This is a genomic window from Streptomyces sp. NBC_00873 (genome assembly GCF_045207415.1).
Taxonomy (GTDB): Bacteria; Actinomycetota; Actinomycetes; order Streptomycetales; family Streptomycetaceae; genus Streptomyces.
Genome location: NZ_CP108803.1, coordinates 5,883,214 through 5,901,689, shown reverse-complemented (window position 1 = coordinate 5,901,689; position 18,476 = coordinate 5,883,214). Strand labels below are relative to the sequence as shown.

Sequence of the window (18,476 nt, the reverse complement as noted above, 5' to 3'; positions counted from 1 at the left end):
CAGTTATGAGCACGGCAAAGCCTTCGTCCCTCGGGGTCTCCGCCCGGATGAGTCGCCAAGCGAGCCGCGACACCACTCCTGAGGTGGCAGTCCGGAAGTTGCTGCACGCCGCGGGCTACCGCTATCGCGTCAATAAGCGAGTGCCGGACATGTCCCGGCGAACGATCGACATCGCGTTCACCCGGGCCAAGGTCGCGGTATTTCTCGACGGCTGCTTCTGGCACGGCTGCCCCGAGCACGCCACGCAGCCGAGGGCGAACGCCGAGTGGTGGCGGCAGAAGCTCGACCGAAACATGGCCCGGGACGCGGAGACGACCAACCATCTGGCGGCCGCGGGGTGGACGGTACTGCGGTTCTGGGAGCACGAGGCCCCGTCCCGGGTCGCCGACCGGGTGGCGGAAGCCGTCGAGCGGGAACGGTCCGCACGGCGGACACGACAAGAGGGTGGGGACCTGTGAGCGGATTCCGGTTCGTGGATGTATGCGCGGGGGCGGGCGGACTGGCGCTGGGCCTGGAGCAGGCGGGTTTCGACCCGGTGCTGCTCCTGGACAGCAAGCCGGTGGCGTGCGAGACGCTTCGGCTGAACCGACCGACGTGGAAGGTCCTGGAAATGGACCTTCTAGAATTCGTTCCGGACGAGCATCCGGAGACCTACGACGTCGACCTGTTGTCAGCGGGCCTGCCACGGGTGAAGTCGAGTGCCACCACCGCCAGGGCCGAGACCGAGGAGGAACAACGGCTGCTGGAGGCAGCAGTCCTCCTGGCCCACTCCGTCCAGCCCCGCGCGCTGCTTATCGAGAACGTGCCGGGCCTGGTGGATGCCCCTGAGTTCGAGCCCTTGCGCGAGTTCATCCGCAAGGAATTAGAGCATCTCGGATATCGAATGCGCTGGTTCGTGCTGAACGCTGCGGACTACGGCGTACCCCAGGATCGCAAGCAGGGCGTTCTGGTCGCGCTCAAGGAGCAGCACTTCGACTCCTTCCGGCCTCCAGCACCGACCGTCACGGAACACGTTCCGGTGGGCCGGGCTCTGCGTCATTCCATGGCGGCGCGCGGGTGGCGCGATGCCGACGCGTGGGCGGCGCAGGCGATCAACGTGGCGCCGACCCTCGTGGGTGGGTCCGACAATCGCGGGGGCGCCGACCTCGGGCCCACGGGGACGAAGAAAGCCTGGGCGCGCATGGGCGTCAACGGGGGCGCCCTGGCCGATGAGGTTCCGGGGCCCGAGTCCGACGGCTCCTCGGACATGGTCAAGCTCACAGACGCACAGGCCGCGCTCCTGCAGGCATTCCCGCCCGAGTGGCGATTCGCCGGAAGGAAGACAGCCAGATACCGGCAGATCGGTCACGCTTCTCCGCCTCCGGTGGCCAAGGCGCTGGGCGCGGCCATCGCGGGAGCTTTGCGTGTCTAAACGATTGCGCAACGCTTCCGGGTCCGGGGTGGACGATAGGCCTGGGGATCGAGGGGTGGCCGACCGCCGGCTACACTTCGCCCACATGACCCCCGCACAACCACAACCGCCCCTGGTTACCGATGCCCGCTTGCCCGCTAAGACCCCTTTTAGCATTGTGGACCTGTTCGCCGGTCCGGGCGGACTGGACGTAGCTGCAGACGTACTGGGCATCCCCGTCACAGGCATCGAGTGGGACGAGGGGGCATGCGCCACACGAGGTAGAGCAGGCCTCGAGACAGTGCCGGGAGACGTCCGCAAGTCCCGGCCTGCGGATTTCCCGAATGCCAATGTGCTGACCGGCGGGCCGCCCTGCCAGACGTTCACCGTGGCAGGGCATGGCGCGGGACGCCGCGCGCTGGACGACGTACTGAAGTTCGTTCAACGTCTGGTCGATCGGGACAAGCCGTCCAACATCGACCTGGACCTCGCCGAGATGGAGGACGAGCGCACGGGGCTCGTCCTGGAACCCCTTCGGTGGGCACTGGAAGCCATTGACGATCCCGCACTCCGCCCTTACGAGGCCATCGTGCTGGAGCAGGTTCCAGCAGTTCTGCCCGTATGGGAGGCCTATGCAGAGGCCCTGCAGAACGAGGGCTACGCAGCCACATATGGCATCCTCCGCACCGAGGAGTTCGGGGTACCGCAGACGCGCCGTCGTGCCGTTCTGATCGCCAGACTCGGCAGGAACAACCACGTCGAACTGCCGACGCCGACACACCACCCCTATCGCAAGGGGGTTGCCCGGCCCACGGAAGGCGCCGAACTGGGCCCGTGGAAACGGGAGCCGTGGGTCACGATGGAAGACGTGCTACCGAAGCGCCCCAGGCCGTTCGTCGTGATCTCCAACTACGGCAGCGGTGGTAACCCCAAGGCCCGTGGTGAGCGTCACTCCGACCAGCCGGCGGCCACCGTGACAGGCAAAATCTCCCGAAACCGTGTGGTCAGGAACGGCCTCGATCTCCCCCGCTTCACCCCCTCCGAAGCAGGCCTGCTCCAGTCGTTTCCCGCCGCCTATCCATGGACTGGTCGAGACGTCGCGCAGCAGATCGGCAATGCCGTTCCTCCGCGCCTTGCCATGCATGTTCTCAGTGCGGCGCTCGGGCTGGGAGTCCCGACAGATGCCGAGCTGGACAGGCTCGCCAAGTGGAAGCCGCAGGCGGTGAACAGCGAAGAGCCTCGGTCCTGAAGCACTCGACCGGGCGGCCCGTGAGGTCAGCCCTCGTAGTCGACGATCCGTCCGCGTACCCGCGCGTCCGCGAACAGTTCCTCAAAGTGTTCGGCGAGCGCGTCCACCGATTTCTCCGGCACGGAACCGTCGGGCGGCCCCTCCGGCAGGGAGTATCGGGACACCGGCGGCGCCGAATCTGCCTCACGGATCCAGGCGTCCAGCAACGTGCCGTCCCACTGCTCGTCCTCGGCGATCACGTCGTACATCAGCGTGCTGGCAGCCGTGTTAGCCACGACTGCCAAACCGTTGACCTGACGACCCGTGCGCACGATGCCCCGGCCGACGAGTCGTATCAGAGCCTGTGCCGTGGGCCGGTGATCGATGATGTCGAGCCGCATCACGGTGTTGAGCACATCCTGGTTGCCGCAAGCCACCTCTACCGGTCGGTAGTCGGAGCCGTCACGGAAAAGTTCGGCGGCCCACCACAGGCGAGCGAATGCCTGTGTGTAATGGAACCCTTGGAACCGGCTCGCGACGACTCGCGGCGCGACGCCGTCCTTGCCCTTGGCGGGCAGGTGCCGCCAGATCACGTAATCGGGTGCAACGGCCAGGGCCAGGAAATTCCACAGACGCCCGTCGGCGGCGTCTCTCCGTGTCAGACGCAGGTCAGCATGCAGGCGGGGTGCGAGCCACGCGTCCGCCTTGGTCCGCGTGTCCTCCTGGTAGAGGTGCATCACATCGTCGATCAGATCCCGCACGCCACCGACGTCAAGGCGTGCGTCCGCGCCGGGCAGCGGGGACAGCGGCTCGGAGACCTTGTTCAGGGCGATGTGAGGCGGGTTCTCCTGGCCGGAGAGCACGCCCATGCTCAAGTACTTCGCCGCATTGATGTCGGAGAGCAACGCCAGCCGCTCCGGCAGATGCTGGGGCCTGTCGGTCATGCCTTGCTCCCCCTCTGGGATACGTCGAGGACCCGGATGGCCGTGCCAAGGTTCTTCGCGACCTTGGCGCGCCGGACGGCCGCGTAATTGATACGGGGTTGGAGCTCGTTCCAGCCGGACGACTCCTTGCGCCGGGCATGGATCTCCCTCAGTGCGTCGGTCTCCGAGTGGTTGGGAAGCACGTCGGTGAGCATGCCCCGGAGTACCGCGCCCCGCCAGCCGCCGGGCCACTGCGGGCTGCCGTGCTCGTCCACTTCAAGGTCACTGACTGCAGAGTGGAACACGGCAGTCCAGACGTCTGTGGCGATCTGTGCCGCCAGCATGTCCCGCACCGCCTTCTCCAGGGCGCTTCCGCCGGAGTTGAGAAGATCGGAGATCCCATCGAAACCCGTGTTCAGGTGAACCGTGGGCATGTCTCCGGAGGTCTCCACCAACCAGGGGGCGTCACGGAACGGGCGCAGCCAGTCAGGGCCGGTGTGGAAGTCGACCTCGCTGACCTCCATTTCGCGCTGCCGAGCCGGCGTCTGGGCCGTCAGGTCCACCAGCCAGTTGTCCTCCGCCTGCCCGATGAGCCGCCCGCGCACACCGTCCACGGTGGCGATGACCATCACGGACAGATCTGCCCGATTGCGGTACGCCGAGCGCCAGAAACGGAGATGACCGGTCCATGCCGCCCCTGTGCCGGGTCCCTGCTGAAGTTGCACGGTGGTACGTGAGTTGGTGGCCTTCTCCGTGAGAACGGCGACAGCCGACACGTCGGCCCATGGGCCTTCGACCAGCTCACGGTCCGGCAGGGACGCCGAAATGCCGAGGCGCACGCTCTCCCAGTCGTCCCGTTCCACTCGGTGGAGGGCGACGACTCTCTCCTGGGTGGAGAAGGCGGTGGTCTCCAGGTCGTGCTGGTAGTGCCCCTCACGCTCCTGTCGCACGCTCGTAACCCGGAAGGAGATCTCACCGACCGGCCTCTTGTAGGGGAAGACCCTCATGCGGCGACCTCCTTCGTCTTCTGAAGCTCTACGATCAGGCCTGCCAACTGAGCTCGGACCGGATGACTGGACGCATCGGTGATCGCGCTGAAGGAGGCAGTACGTACACCGGGCTTGAAGCGCAGCGAACCGTCCACCAATTCGCAGTTCTGCCCTGCCACGATCTCTGCCCATTGCACGGTCGGTCGGCCGCCGGATCGCACATCGAACTTCGCGACCGGACTCAACGTCCAGGGGTCCTCACTCACTGGCAGTTTGACCTCGGCCTTGATCTGCCAGGCACCCGACGAGTCGATTTCTGCGTCCAGTCCGCGGATTGTCGGTACCCCGCCGCCACGGGCGGCTGAGGGCGGGGCGACGTCTAGTCGCAGTAGGTCGCGCAATGCCTTGGGGCCGTCCTGACTTTTCTCCCGTGCTCGACCTACGAGTTCACGTACCGCAGCGTTCGAGACGCGCGTGAAATCGACGATCCGCCGGTGTGCCGTCGGCGAGTACGTGACACGCAGCTCGTCGGTCCGGCCCCATTTGTTGTGCTCGGGAGGCTCGGAAGCTCGGAGGAAGGCTTCCGCAAGGTCCGCGTTCACGGCCTCGTCCCCCGCCGCGTGACCGGCGAGAAGCACGGCCTGGAAGGCGTTGGTTCCGAGGGGAAGATCCGGCACCCTGGTCGACTTGATCGTCATGCGGTTACCGCGCATCGCGACCACATGGTTGGGCTTGCCGTCGCCGTCCTCGGCCGAGGTGACCAGGAGGACGGACTCATGCTCCATCGTGCCGCGACCGCCTCGGTGAGCAGGGACCTGCAACGGCACCTTGACCATGGCTACCTGGTCGATCTCCGTCAGTCGGTCGACGGTTTCGCCGTCCAGGTAGGCCCTGAGCGCCCGGGTGCGAGATGGTTGCGCAAGTTGCGGTTCCACGCGTTCGTCGTCGATCAGCACCTGCCCGTTACGCAAGGTCCTGACCGACGCCTCCAGGAGCGGCGCCGTGGTTCTGCCTGCGGTCATGGCCGCCCAAAAATTCTTGGCCAATGCCCGCACGAGCCGCTCGTGCATGGTCTGTACAGAATCGTCGTCGTCACTGCTCTCGGCAGACGTTTCGTTGACCAGCCCGGCCACATCATGGGCTCCGACGATCAGGAAGGAGGTCCCGGGTTCTGAGTTCTCCCGGGCGAGGTGCAGTCGCTCCACCGTTTCGCTGTCCGCCCACCACGAACGGGCGATGTTCTCCGTGCCCGATGCGGTGTCCATCTCGCCGAGCCACGCAGGCCCGGCCCACCGCTCGCCGTCGACCACGCGCCAGGGCAGGTCGAGGCGCCCGATGAGGCGCCGTTCGGTGCGTCCCTCGTGAGGCACCGAGAGCGTGGAGTTGATCAGCACCATGCCGAGCCGGCTCGCGGCCCAGAGGGTGGCCTTTCCCAGACCGTATGACCCTCCGGCGCTGGAATCGGACTTGTGGCTGTCGAGCTGACGTCGGACAACGGCAGCGAAGCGCCCGTCCTCGTAGTCGTCACCTGTGAGACCCGACGCGTTGTAGTCGTCGACTCGGAGCAGTACGAGCCGATCGCGCTCGCTCATCTCGCGGAGGCCCTCTGCGATCACGCGGCCGACCTTTTGCTCCTGGGCAGCTGTAGTTTCGTAGTGGGGATAGAGGTCGTCCCACCCGATCGCCTCACGGAAGCGCGCCAGCGGCTCCCCGGTCAGCTCGTGCAGCGTGTATCGGACCCGTACGGGCTTGGTCCGGTCCAGCCTCTCATCGAGGCTATTCTGTGTCGCCTCGCGGGCGAGGACCTCCAGATCGGCCTCGAACGCAAAGGCTGCGGTGTTACCGAAATCCCTGCCACCATCCGCGTACGCGGGACGGTGGTACCAGGAGACGGGGCGGCCGATGACCGCGTCCGAGGTTCGGGTATGAATGGTCCCGTGGTCGGTGCCGAGCGCGTCCGCGATCGCCCGCATCGTCTCATCACGAGGGACAGCCCTGCCTGTGATCCATGCCGACACAGCCGCACGTGTCAGGCCGATCTGCTGGGCCAGATCCTGCTGGTTCATGTCCGCCCGCTTCAACTGCCGTGAAAGCCACGGGCCGAACTCCTCACCGATGCCCACCATCACCGCTCCTCAGCTGCCACGTTGCCCTCGGAACTCAGAACGGTACACGCGCATTTGACAGTCGAAGTATGCGGCAAGGTTGTTTGACATCACTTGGCGCTACAGTCATCCCGCACCGACCCGCCAAACCATGACACAGGCACCAAATCCTAAATTGTGCACACCATTCCTGACATACGCAAGTAATCCCACCCGCATCGACAAACGCCACACGCTGGCGGGACAGAATCTTCATGGAACACTTGGGACCGTGACCGGCGCTACGCAGGATCCGCAATGGACGCGCCGCAGAAGGCACCAAACACGTCTGAAATTACGTGACTTGAACGTCTTCGAGACTCGGGACACGCAAGCTCCGACAGAACCTCACGATAGAATCGACCCCTCGGTCACATCGGCGCAATTGATTCGCGCGGGGGTCCTTCGCGTGTGAGCTCTCCGGATCTGGTTCTGACTGCCTGTTCCTGCTCCCAGAACACGAGGCGGGCCACCACATCATGCTGGCAGCTGAGGGTGGCCGTTCTGGGGCCCCAAGCATCCCGCTCCGGGCCCCAGAACGGCCACTTCAAGTCACCCGGGCCGCCGGACTTCCGCCAGCACGTCGTCCAGCAGTCCCGTCACGTCGCGTCCGCCGAGGACCAGTTGTCGATCCAGCAGCCGGTTGCCGGTTTCGCAGGACGTCTCGCTCACGAGGGAACAGCCGTGGCAGGCCGAGAGATTGAGCTGTGAGGCTCCCTGTCGGTCACTCTCAATACAGACAGGGTCGTTGGAACAGAAGTCCGCGTCCTCAAGCGCCGCCACCAGAAGGGAAATCAGCTTGTCCGGGTCCCCGAGCCTGACGAGCCCGCCCAGCGTTCCCTGCGCGTCCCCTGCCGCGGTGTAGATCAGGATCCCCGCAGTCTTATCGGTACGGTCGGAGTTGGCGTAGATGCGCTCCTGCAACGCGGCAGACGCATAGCCACTCGCGAACGCCAATCGACGGATGAGCAGGTGCGCCAGCGTGTGAAGGGCCACGAACCTGGGCTCCGGCACGTCGAGGCGACCGGCCAGCGGAGAGTCGGCCCTGCGCGCCTTGAGGATGCCGGCACGTGCCTGTACCCCCGTCTGCGCCTCCCAAGCGGCCAGCTTCGCCTCGTCGAACCGTAGGAAGATGCCTTCTCCGAACAGCTCGATCGCCGGATAGACGGGCTCGTACTTCTGGTTCGCCCCCAGGTCGACGCCGATCAACGCCGCTTCCGCGTCATGGCGCCGGAATCCTCGCAGAGCACGGACTTCCCGCACCCGACGTACCTGTCCGATTCCGTTGATCCTGCTGATCAGACTCGTGGGCCCTGGCACGCCTTCGAGGCTTCGCCCGTCGACGACGAAGTCGCTGCCGCTGCCGTCACGTCCTGCGTTGAGTTTCTTCAAGAACGCCGCCCACTCACCGTCCTTGAGGTCGAGCAACATCTCCCCGGCGGTGTTCTCCTCTCCCGTCGCGACGGCCAGGACGGTTTCCGGTGTCACGCCGAGATCTTGGGCAATCCACTGTGCCCCCGTCTCCGCCAAGGGTCCGCCGTTGTCCGCCACGACTTTTGCGAACAAGGCATGCCCACGGATCTTGTCGGCCGCTTCCACGGACGGCGGGCGTTCCTCCGGTATGTCGAGCGCCGAGATGGTCTGGGCGATGTAGTTGCCCGTGGCACCGCGCTGCACAGCAACCAGTTCGTGGGGGCAGGGCTCCTTGACCGAACTCTTCGGCTCCCAGGACTGACGCCCCTCGCAGCGGATCCCGTCTCGCGTCAGGGCACCCTTGGCCACCAGTTCCGCGAAGGAGCGTGAATTGCCGCACCCGTAGCACTTGACCACCAGTGACGCGAGGCCTTCGCCGCGCTTGGCCAGCTTGTGGAACCTGAGCGCCTTGTAGTCACGACAGAAGCGAACGGCTTCGCTCTTACTGGCCGCAGGTCCCCGGTGCGCCCACTTGAACCAGGGGATGTCCCGGACGTGGCTGCCCTTTTCGCAGACGGCGATGTATCGCATCGGCACGAGCATGCCGCCGCACTCGCAGGTGTTGCTCCACTTGCCCTTCTTCTTCCCGGTCAGCTTCGTGAGCTTGTCACAGCGCTCGCAGAACCTCCATGCCGGAAAGCGCCAGTAGGGCAACGCGGGTGTTTCCTTGCCAGCACGGCCCGCATGCGCCGGAGGTTGCCTCAGCTTTCCGGCTCCGAGCCTCGCCATAAGGCGCTCACAGCTGATCTCCGGGGCAAATTTCGTGTCCCACCAGGACGTGTCCGGCGCCATGAGGGACTCGCCTCGGATATCGACAATCGCACCTACGCCGAAGGGCGAGATCGTCTCGGAGAGCCGCAGGTCATGCCTGATCTTCTCCATCGAGCACCTCCTCCTGCGGTTCCTGGACCTCAACTACCACGCTGGGCTCGACCGACCTCATCGAATCTGCGACGAGCCATCCTTCTCCGGACTGTCCGAACCTCTTCAACAGAGCTGCCTGTTCCTTCTTCGTCCGCTGGTAGTACAGGGGCTCGTCCGAGTCCCGTGCCAGTTCCGCCCGACGATCCCAGTCCTTCAGAAGGCTCCACACCGCATGCCTCGTGTCGGTCGCTTCCGACCCGTCGGAACGGTGCACGTAGCCCAGGAACCGGTCCACGATTCCTTCGACCGCTTTGCGAAGCCTGACGTCGCCTAGGTCGAGACGACCCGCCTCGTCATTCGGGGCGAGCGGAGTGAACGACTGCCTCAGCAGTGCGACGAGTGCGCCGGCCAGGGACCTGTCGCGTGAGGACAACGACCACGGGGTGACACTCGTGGGCTCCACACTGCGATACAGCGCCTCGTGGTAGCCGCGGAAGGTCTCGAAGTGGGACCGGTCGCGGGCTCGACTCGACCTGAACAGCGTGACGACGACCCCGTTGATGTCGCCACGTCCGACCCGGCTGGTGGCCTGGATGTACTCGGCTGTGGTCTTCGGCTGGCCCACCATGAGCATCAACGCGAGCCTCGGGATGTCGATGCCGACGGAGAGCATGTTCGACGAGAGAACCACATCGACGGCATCCGGCGACTCGTCGACCCTGACACGCAGCGCACGGAGATCGTTCGGCAGTTCCTCCGCTCCGCGGCGACTCGTGAGCTCGAGGACTTTCCCCGCCCTGACAGGCCGGAGCGGGAAGCCGAATCGCTCCGCGCGAGGCTCGAGCCGGCCGTTGACGTCGTCAACGACCAGCGTCCCGGTACGCCCGAGCTCACGAAGACTGTTGTGATACATGACCAGCGTCCAGTAGGCGTCCCGCGAGGCGGCGGACGGGGCACGGGCGGCCAGCGCTTCCGGCATCTCCACCATGGGGGTGACCGCGGCGATGACGGCCGACGGCTGCGACACCGACTGGGGCATCAGGCCCACGTAGAGACGTCCTTCTCCGCTCTCCACCGGGCGGGAGAAGAAGGTCCGATCGTCGTCGAGTCCGGACGGGGGATACAGGGCGACGTCCCGACCGTAGAGCCCCTGCACCTGTTCCTCGGACGCACGGATGGTGGCCGTCGACGCGACGATCTTGGGGCTAGAACCCGTTCGGCCGAGCAGGAGCTGGATCACCGCGTCGAACACGGCGACGGTGGTGCCGAGCGGCCCCGAGAGCAGGTGCAGCTCGTCCTGGATGACCATGGAGGGCTGCCTGTGGTTGGTCCCCAGACCCAGCAGCCTTCCGGCTTCGGGCCTGAACTGCAAACGTGCGAATTTGTCGACCGTGGCCAGGAGGATCGTGGGTGGTTCCTCGTACAGCACCTCGTCGACGACGGCGAGTGGAAGTTCGCCAGCGAACTCGCACGACTCGTCGACGCAGTGCAGCACGACATCCCTGCCCTCCAGACGCATGCCGTAGTCCTGCGGCTTGCCGCTCCTGAGCTCCGGCACCATCGGCGTCAGGCACCACGGGCAGCTCTCGACCTGGAACTCGTTCGCCTCCTCCGGACGCGCGGCCTTCTGAAGCCGCTTGAGGGCGTCCCGCGCGTCTCCACGCGTGCCGGGGGTGACTTCGTTGCCCACCCAGAGGCCGATCGAGAACGGCGCCATCCCCTTCGCGCGCTCGTCCGTGGCACGCAGTTTCTCCATGGCGCAGATCAACGCGGCTGCACGCTGGAACTGCTGGGCGGTCAGCAACCGCAACGTGTACCGAGTGATGACCGCGGTCCCTCCGCCCGCCAGGCCGTGGGCGAGCCTTCGCCGGAAGATCTCAATCGCGGCAAGGCCCAGGTACGCCTCGGTCTTGCCACCGCCCGTCGGGAACCAGATGAGGTCCACGAGGTCCCGGTGCTCGTGCTCGGCGTCTACGGTGGACGCCAACGACACGAGGAGGAAGCCGAGTTGGAACGGGCGCCATTCCGGCTCCGGCACCTCGTCCTCGGGTTCTCCACGGTTGATCCTCGCCTGCCGCATCTGGAGGCGCATGGCGGCCATGCCGAGCGAGAAAGCCCTTCGGAGTTCCTGCCCTTCCGGCGCTCCAAGGAGGTCCACGCCCTCCCTCATCCTGTCGACGGCGTCCTGGGAACGCCTGGCGATTCGGACTGCCACGTCCTCGTCGTCGCCGAAGGCTCCGGCTCGTTCCATCTGCCGGTCGGCCCAATCGGCGAAGGCATCGACGAAAGCCTCCAAGACCCGAAGCACCGCCTCAGGATCCGTGTCGATCTGCTCGAGGTGAGCCAACATTAGGGACTTGGCCTCCGGCGTCCCCATGTCGAAGCCCGTGGTCTCGACGGCAGGAACCACGAACGCGGGCGCGGGCTCGAGAAAGACACGGGTGCAACGGCCCTCCGTAAAGTCCCAGTCCGCGGCCATTCCGTGCCCGACCGCATAGACCTTCCTTTTCTGGTACCGCAGACGCAGCTCGGCGGCCTCCCGATCGGAGTCGAAGGAACGCGTCGTGACGTACTCCAGGATTTCCGCCTCGGCAGACGGCGCGACCTTCAACCGGACCTGGAACAGCGTCAGAGGAACGTCGAGCCGGTCGTCACCGGTGGACTCGGCCAGGTTGCGAACATGCACGGTGACCAATGAGTTGCTTCCGAAGTCACGCCAACGTGCTCCGACCTGGACCTTGATACCACCGACGACCAGATGCACGGGCGCGCTGCCTCGCGGGAGTGCGAGATCGTCCTTGGAGAACCGACTGCGCTGCCACCTCGGCGGACCGTCCCCGCCGACGGGGGCATACGTGCCGCACGAGAAGTCGACGTCGACGGAGTCGCCGTCGGTGACAAAGGTTATCGCGACGGAGGACGGCTTCCAGTCCTCGGCCAGGGGCACCTGGGCAGCGTTCTCTTCAACGTCACCCTCGGAAACGTCCGGGGGGATTTCCTCGTCGTCCGTGTCCTTGCCGCCAGAGTGCTCATCCGACTCCTCGACGGGAAACAGCATGCCGACGGCGTACTGCCGTTGGGGGAGGTTCGCCGTGACCTCCTCGTCTCCCCCCTCAGGCCCGACGTAGGACGCCCGGAGGTGTCGCAGGGCCTCCTTCTGGGCCGCGGTGAGGTTCACTTGCCAACCTGCTTTCGGAGAAGGTCCTGGAGCCGCTTCTTGTCTTCCTTGGAGGCGACCACGTGGAGCGTGACGCGGGCCCTTGTGATGGCCACGTAGAAGGCGGCCACTGCACGGTCGTCGTATTCCTGTGGCAGGTCGCAGACGATGACGTGTTCTGCTTCCAACCCCTTGGCGAACCGTGGATTCGTCACCAGGAATCCCGCCTTGCTCCTGAACGGTTCGCCATTCGACGAGACACTGATGAGCCAGATGTCGTTCCGACCGGCCCCGTTCGCCACGAGTTCCCGCGCCACGGCCTCGGTCTCGGAGACATCGGCCGGTCCGGCCGACCACCGCCATGCCACCCGCTCGCCATTGACTATGGCCGGGTCCCCGACATCTGCGCCCAGATACTCCTGCACAACATGGACGATCGCCCGGGTGTTGCGCACGTTGCGGTCCAAGTCGTACTGCAGCGCCTCCTGCTGCACCAGCTCGCAGACATCCGGATCGAATTCGCCGTCCACACGCGCCTGATTGTTGGGGTCGAGGAACATCCTCCACCGACCGCGTTCACGGCCACCGCGGATCACGGAGTCGAGTGCGTCCATGCCTTCGGCGTTCATGAGGTCCTGTGCCTCGTCGACGAAGACGACGTCGTACTGCTTGTCACCAGACAGATCGGCGAAGGGAAGGAGATCGATGTCCCTCCCCTCGATCCGCGGCCCGAAGAAGTCGACGAGCGCGGGCGAGTGGAAGGTTATGAGAACCGATCTCCCCTGCCCGGCCTCCTGCTTCGCGCCTTCCGCGAGCACCAGAGACTTTCCGGTCCCCGCGCCGCCGAAGACGAGCATCCTCGGATTGCGGGAAAGCGCCGCCAAGACCCGGGCCTGGCCCTCCGTCGCCAGGTTCTGCTCCTCTATAACCGCGCCCCGCTGCGCATCGATCACCGGCACGCGCGTGAACTCACCAAAGAGCCGAGCCCGTAGAACCTCAGGGGTCGCGATTCTGATCCCCCGAGGAGCGGTTCTGGCAGCGCTCGCGACTGTTTGAAAGGCCTCTGTCATCCCGGCGATGCTCATCCGGTCCTTGGCCCACCAATGGCTCTCCTGCCACCCGACGGCTGCGGGAGGGGATTCGATGTCCGGGGTGAGAGCAACCGCCTCGGCCGCGAACCAACCGACCCGTTCTTCCTGAAGTATCTTGCGCAACGCGTACATGGCCGACTGCGCCTGGTCCATCGGGGACTCGCGCAACCTGTTCCAGTCGCCACGGCGGTCAATCGTGTACCAGACTCCGTTGTGCTTCCCAACGCCCCCGCCCTTGACCTCGATGAGAATCACGACGCCGCCCCAGAGCACGATGAAGTCGGCCTCCGCCTGCTGCTTGATCTCGTGGCTGCGCAGCTTGACGGAGTAGAAGGCGACCGCGTCCTGGGGTCCCTCGACAGCCCGCAGGAGCCGGGCCACCCGTCGTTCGGCGTTGCTGGTGGCTGTTGCCTCTATGTCGGAGAGATCCGGTATGAGTATCACGCGCCCTGCTTTCGCCAGAGGTCCTCGTAGGCCCTGTATCCAAGGAAGTCGTTGACTGCTCCGAAGTTGTCGGCGACGTCCACGATCAGGCACTCGGGCTTGCCACCGTTCGCCGGACCGCGCAGACCTCGGCCTGCCATCTGGATGTAGGCGCTGGGGCTGAACGTCGGTCTCGCGATATACAGGGCCCGGACACCGGGGGCGTCGAAGCCCTGGATCAACAGGTCGCAGTTCGCGAGAACCCGGATCTCACGGTCCTTGAACCTCTGAATGACATCACGGCGCTCCTGCCGTCCGGTCTGACCACTGACTGCTTCGGATGCGACACCTCGATAGCGAAGCGTCGCCGCAAGCACCTGGGCGGACAGCACATTGGGGGTGAACACGAGGATGGGCCACTCCGGGTCCCGGCTCAGAATGTGGTCGACGAGAATCCTCATGCGCGCCTGGTCACGGCCAATGCGGTCGAGAACCTTGGGCTCGAGCTTGCGCATGGACTCCACCTGGGCGAGCTCGTCCGGCTCCAGCGTCACCTTCATGCCGGTGAGCACCTCGTGCTCGACCCGAGCGAGCACGCCGATCTTCGACAGTTCGTCGTAAGGATTGCCGTCGAACGCCGCCATCTTGTGCGTGCCGAAGCGAGCGACCAAGTCGGCCGTCTGCTGGGAGTCGGCATCGGGCCTGCCCTTGAACGGCGTAGCCGAGATGCCCACCAGGGGGCGCTTCCAATTGCGGCCGTCGACCCCCAGCCACCTGAGGATCTTCGTATACATCGGCGACCCGCCTGCTCGATGTGCCTCGTCGACGAAGACAGCGCGGGGGCGGCTCAGCCATTCGTACTCGGCGGAGCCGACCAGCTTGTTGAGCTTGGCGTCCGTGGCCACGACCACGCTGAACTCGGTGTCGGGCTCATGGACGACGTTGGTGTGCCACAGCCTTCCGATCGTCAAGGGACGCTCGTCGCCGAGCCCACGCCAAACAGTGCTGAACGTCTGCACCGCCTGCTCGCAGAGTTCCTCCGACTGCGCGATCCACAGGACAGTTCCGCGCATCTCGCCCTCGATGAAGAGCCGCAGCACGGTTTCGGTGGCAACGCGGGTCTTTCCCGCTCCCGTCGGTAGTTCCACCATGCCTTTACGGTGGCGACCCTCCGCGTCTCGAGACGTCAGGACCTCTCGCAGTTGGCGACTGATGTCCTTCTGGAAGTCGTGAAGAGAGTTGAGCTTCACAGCGCCGGGCACGACGAATTCCTCGTCCTGGCGATGGGTTCGGCGCCCGGCGTACTTGGCTCCGAACCCCATCTTGCGGAGCCAAGCGATCGTCGACGCCCCGCCTGCCCATGTCGTGGGAACGTCCGGGTACCCCTCGGCCCTGAACTCAGCTGCGAGGTGCGTGATGGAGTCACTTCCATAGACGGTCAGGAAGAGGTCGCCGACGGACGTCGTCCTATCCACCAGGCCCTGACTCTGCAGCGCCTGCCAGAGTCCCTTCGGCAGGTTGTCCTTCAACGTGTCCTCGCCGAGAAGGATCTCGAGACGTTCTGCATCACTGGACGCCGCACGTGCAGACTGCCGTTGCTCCTCGAGTCGCTGCTCGATGCCTTCTTGAAGGACATCGCTCATCTCCGCGTTCGTGAGCTGGAGACCGAATGCCTCGTTGAGGATGTCCAGGACGCGTCGTTCATCGAGGTCCGCACGAACGACCAGCGTCAACCCGTCGAGATGCCAATCGAGCGACTTGTCCTCGACTCCGTCTTCCGTGGTCACGCGCTTTGCAATGTGCACGGCCTTGGCCACGGACGCGTTCATGACCTTGTCGTCGACAAACATCGAACGAAGACCGGTGTACACGTCGATGACCCGCTCCCCGTCCTGCCGACCGTCGACCAACAACGAGAAGGAGAAACTGTCCTCGAAACGGCGACATCCGACCGCCTCGACCAGCAGCACCACCTCGTCCTGAGCCGCCCACAGAAACGGCTTGTGCCTCTCACGGAGGAGCGCGCGCTCCTCCTCGGTCGTCGCCAGGTACACCGCGTCTGGCCGCTTCGCCTCGACGGCGCGCCCCACTCGGGCAGGGATCAGCGGAGGATAAGCATTGGGGTAACCGATCTCGCCGGCGGTGAGGACGAACGCCGTTAGTGTCGGATCCTTGATCGCTGGATTGACGAATTCAGCGTTGAGCGCCTCACGCAGCACCTCGGCCGGGACATCCTTGAGCACCTTCGGCAGTTCCAGGAGATCCTCGACGCGCCGCGGTCCCCGGAAGAGGGGCAACAGGGCCTCGAACGTGACGAGCGAGGCCGATACCACCTTGCGAGGTTCTCGGTGGCCGCGAGTCGAATTGAGCAGACCCGCCCGTTCCACGGCCCACCGGACGGGGGAAATCACTCGGTACCTGTTGCCCGTGTCGCTTTCTTCACAGGTCCAGTAGCCGTCCTCCTCGAACCCGAGCAGCTGGACCGACCACGTCTCCCGAATGCTGGGGGATGCCTGCGCCTCCTCCAACATGAGGAGCACCGAGAACGGACCGGGCCCATCGTTCTTGTCGAACTCCACCCGCTCGACGGCGCGCTCACCGGGCCCGAGTCGCCTGTTGAGCTCGTCCAGGACGTAATCGCCGTACTCCTGGAAGTAGATCTCGTCGTCGACCGAATAGGACTTCCGCGGAGCGTGAACAACTCCTGCCTCGTGCGCAAGCTGCACAACGCATCGCGACCGGTCCAGCGTCCGCTCGGGAATGCTGTCGCCAAGACCATCGATGTCCAGCACCTGCTCGGGCAGCGCCCAACCACCGTCGCAGGTCGGGACCCTGAAGCCCCCCGCCTTACTGCCGACGACAACCTTCTGCGCCTGCGTCACGGGCACTTCCTTGGCAGCCTCCCAGAACTTCGGGAGTTCGTCGCCTTCCGGTTCCGGCGACAGCTTGGCCATCCTGGCCTCGAAGATCGCCATCGGATCGAGCTCCCGGAACCCCTTGTCGGTGAGCTTCTTCTCGACACCGGGGAGCGCGAGGAAGTCCGGGCGGACGAAGCTCGCCCCTTCGACATCGTCCTCGAGGCCCCTGAGGAAGACGTGGCCACGGTCCTTGATGGAACACATACCGGCGGTCGTCGGAATGACCTTCGCGGAGTTGATGCCCTCGACCTTTGGGTTCTGCACGACGAACTCGAGCGCCTGCGCGGCCGACCGTGCGTCGTTTCCGTCGGCCCACTCACGCAGCCACGACAGGACTCCCCTTTGGGGGGCCTGCTCCAGCGCCCTCATTTCGTCCCTGGACCGCCGGTCCGTGAAATCGGGGTCGACGCTGTTGATGTACAGCTGCCGTAGACGCGTCACGCGCTGCTTGTTGGTGTAGCAACGCCAATGCGGCACGTTCTCACGGGTGTTGGGTGATTTGATCCACTCTTCGTGGTCCGCCTCGGACGCGCTGACTCCGAAGTCCAAGGGGCGGAGGTCCAGAGCCATGCGCAAGGTGCCGGTCGCGTCGGGTACCAGTGCTTCCTTGGCTCCGAGGTGCGGAACATGAGCACAGAGAACGTCGTCGCCCAACGAGTGGGTCTCACGACCACGCGCAGGCATGTAGTCCAGATGCGCGGCCGGATCGTCACCAGAGGAGACCTTGGGCAACATGTCGACGAACATCTTCGAGAGAGCCACGAGGATCTCCCGGTTGTAGTCGTTCTCCAGCAGCGTGGTTCGGTCGTCGTTCACGCTCCAGGGCGCGTTGAAGAGGGCGGACGCAGAAGTCCTGTCCTGGAGCGGAAAGTACGACCAGAACTCTCCCAACCTCAGCTGGGTGTTGCGCGCGGGCATGGCAACCGTGACCTTTACCTGGCCACGCGAAACCGCCTCACCGACCTCGGTCCGGGCCTCGGGGCTGGGGGTGTGCATCCGGTCCTCGACGTACCAGTCATCGTGGCTGCCCTCCGGACGCTCGATGCGGAACCGGCCGTCGCCCAGGCGGCGTGACACGTGGCTCGTATCGAAGTCGTTGTCCGTCCCGATCACTCGGAGCCTAACCTCGCGGACCGCGTTGATGAAGAGGAGGAACTCGGAGCGGAACTCCTCGATCTCCTTCGTGAGGCTCTCCAACTTGGAGGCGTGGGGCAACCTGACGATCGTCGTCGCCCACTGAGCGAGCTCGTCGAGAATCGGATCCTTGTCGAACTCGGCCTCGGCGTCGATCCGCGTAATGGTCCGCAGGACGGGAAACCTTCTGGCCGCCGACCCGATCGAGGCGTACGACTCCTTGGCCTTGGCGGAGTTGAACTCGAAGGAGATCGATCGGCTGAAGACCTGCGGGGCGTCGGTGACGGCCAGCACCGACTTGAACCCGAGCCCGAACCGCCCGATCTCGTCACCCCTCTTGCCACTGAGGTGTGCGTGAGCGATGGCCGTAAGGCCACTTCTCGAGAACGGACGACCGGCGTTCGCGCAGTACAGAGTCTGGTGGTCGACGTCGAGGACAATCTCGACGCGTCCGGCCCCCTCCTCGTATTCGGCAGTCCCCGACATCGCGTCGGCCGCGTTCTGCACCAATTCCAGAAGCGTGCGGTTGGAGTAACCACCGACGCGTATGGACTCCTCGTGGTTGGCGTGCTCCGTGATCAGGTTCGGATTCGCACGATACGACTCGATCGCCCGCCTGAAGAGGTCGTCAACCTCACGGACCAACCCCGCGTCGGGGACCCACTCGGCACTCTTCATCGTCACGACTGCACCGCCTCGGCTGCCGACACCGCAACGCACCACTGCCAGACCTGCACCTACG

At 65.3% G+C, this 18,476-nt stretch carries 10 protein-coding genes; 3 read left to right on the top strand and 7 right to left on the bottom strand.

Features of this window, described 5'->3' with window-relative positions; translation table 11 throughout:
• Positions 1-5 precede the first annotated feature (5 nt).
• The 3 genes from OH809_RS27275 (at position 6) to OH809_RS27265 (ending at position 2,639) form a co-directional block, all read left to right on the top strand.
• Complete coding sequence (locus tag OH809_RS27275) at positions 6-458, top strand: very short patch repair endonuclease (protein ID WP_406515759.1); 453 nt, start codon at positions 6-8, stop codon at positions 456-458.
• A complete protein-coding gene (locus OH809_RS27270) occupies positions 455-1,411 on the top strand; it encodes a DNA cytosine methyltransferase (RefSeq protein ID WP_406515758.1) in 957 nt (318 codons plus the stop codon). Before OH809_RS27275 ends, OH809_RS27270 begins: the two co-directional genes overlap by 4 nt.
• An 85-nt stretch (positions 1,412-1,496) precedes the next feature.
• The gene (locus OH809_RS27265; protein WP_406515757.1) at positions 1,497-2,639 is read left to right on the top strand and encodes a DNA cytosine methyltransferase; all 1,143 of its coding nucleotides are present in this window, start codon (positions 1,497-1,499) and stop codon (positions 2,637-2,639) included.
• A 26-nt stretch (positions 2,640-2,665) separates the two neighbouring features.
• Here OH809_RS27265 and OH809_RS27260 read toward each other — a convergent pair whose 3' ends face one another.
• The 7 genes from OH809_RS27260 to OH809_RS27230 all read right to left on the bottom strand — a co-directional run bounded on the left by OH809_RS27260 (position 2,666) and on the right by OH809_RS27230 (position 18,412).
• Positions 2,666-3,562, bottom strand: coding sequence for a DUF6339 family protein (locus OH809_RS27260; RefSeq protein ID WP_406515756.1), 897 nt, complete (start codon positions 3,560-3,562; stop codon positions 2,666-2,668).
• The gene (locus tag OH809_RS27255) at positions 3,559-4,548 is read right to left on the bottom strand and encodes a hypothetical protein (protein ID WP_406515755.1); all 990 of its coding nucleotides are present in this window, start codon (positions 4,546-4,548) and stop codon (positions 3,559-3,561) included. Before OH809_RS27255 ends, OH809_RS27260 begins: the two co-directional genes overlap by 4 nt.
• Positions 4,545-6,656 (bottom strand): helix-turn-helix domain-containing protein, encoded by a 2,112-nt coding sequence (locus tag OH809_RS27250; RefSeq protein ID WP_406515754.1) that lies wholly within the window; start codon positions 6,654-6,656, stop codon positions 4,545-4,547. The genes OH809_RS27255 and OH809_RS27250 overlap by 4 nt, the downstream gene beginning before the upstream one ends.
• Positions 6,657-7,226: 570 nt before the next feature.
• Positions 7,227-9,029, bottom strand: a complete 1,803-nt coding sequence (gene drmB / locus OH809_RS27245; RefSeq protein ID WP_406515753.1) for a DrmB family protein — start codon at positions 9,027-9,029, stop codon at positions 7,227-7,229.
• A complete protein-coding gene (locus OH809_RS27240) occupies positions 9,010-12,189 on the bottom strand; it encodes a helicase-related protein (RefSeq protein WP_406515752.1) in 3,180 nt (1,059 codons plus the stop codon). The genes drmB and OH809_RS27240 overlap by 20 nt, the downstream gene beginning before the upstream one ends.
• Positions 12,186-13,703 carry an NERD domain-containing protein gene (locus OH809_RS27235; RefSeq protein WP_406515751.1) on the bottom strand — a complete coding sequence of 506 codons (1,518 nt, stop codon included), beginning with the start codon at positions 13,701-13,703 and terminating at the stop codon, positions 12,186-12,188. Before OH809_RS27235 ends, OH809_RS27240 begins: the two co-directional genes overlap by 4 nt.
• The gene (locus OH809_RS27230) at positions 13,700-18,412 is read right to left on the bottom strand and encodes a sacsin N-terminal ATP-binding-like domain-containing protein (protein WP_406516287.1); all 4,713 of its coding nucleotides are present in this window, start codon (positions 18,410-18,412) and stop codon (positions 13,700-13,702) included. The genes OH809_RS27235 and OH809_RS27230 overlap by 4 nt, the downstream gene beginning before the upstream one ends.
• Positions 18,413-18,476: the final 64 nt, after the last annotated feature.

What these genes read in the sequence shown, in the direction of transcription:
- drmB (WP_406515753.1), bottom strand. Translation starts at nt 9,029, where the DNA reads ATGGAGAAGATCAGGCATGACCTGCGGCTCTCCGAGACGATCTCGCCC.
- OH809_RS27275 (WP_406515759.1), top strand. Translation starts at nt 6, where the DNA reads ATGAGCACGGCAAAGCCTTCGTCCCTCGGGGTCTCCGCCCGGATGAGT.
- OH809_RS27260 (WP_406515756.1), bottom strand. Translation starts at nt 3,562, where the DNA reads ATGACCGACAGGCCCCAGCATCTGCCGGAGCGGCTGGCGTTGCTCTCC.
- OH809_RS27230 (WP_406516287.1), bottom strand. Translation starts at nt 18,412, where the DNA reads ATGAAGAGTGCCGAGTGGGTCCCCGACGCGGGGTTGGTCCGTGAGGTT.
- OH809_RS27250 (WP_406515754.1), bottom strand. Translation starts at nt 6,656, where the DNA reads ATGGTGGGCATCGGTGAGGAGTTCGGCCCGTGGCTTTCACGGCAGTTG.
- OH809_RS27255 (WP_406515755.1), bottom strand. Translation starts at nt 4,548, where the DNA reads ATGAGGGTCTTCCCCTACAAGAGGCCGGTCGGTGAGATCTCCTTCCGG.
- OH809_RS27265 (WP_406515757.1), top strand. Translation starts at nt 1,497, where the DNA reads ATGACCCCCGCACAACCACAACCGCCCCTGGTTACCGATGCCCGCTTG.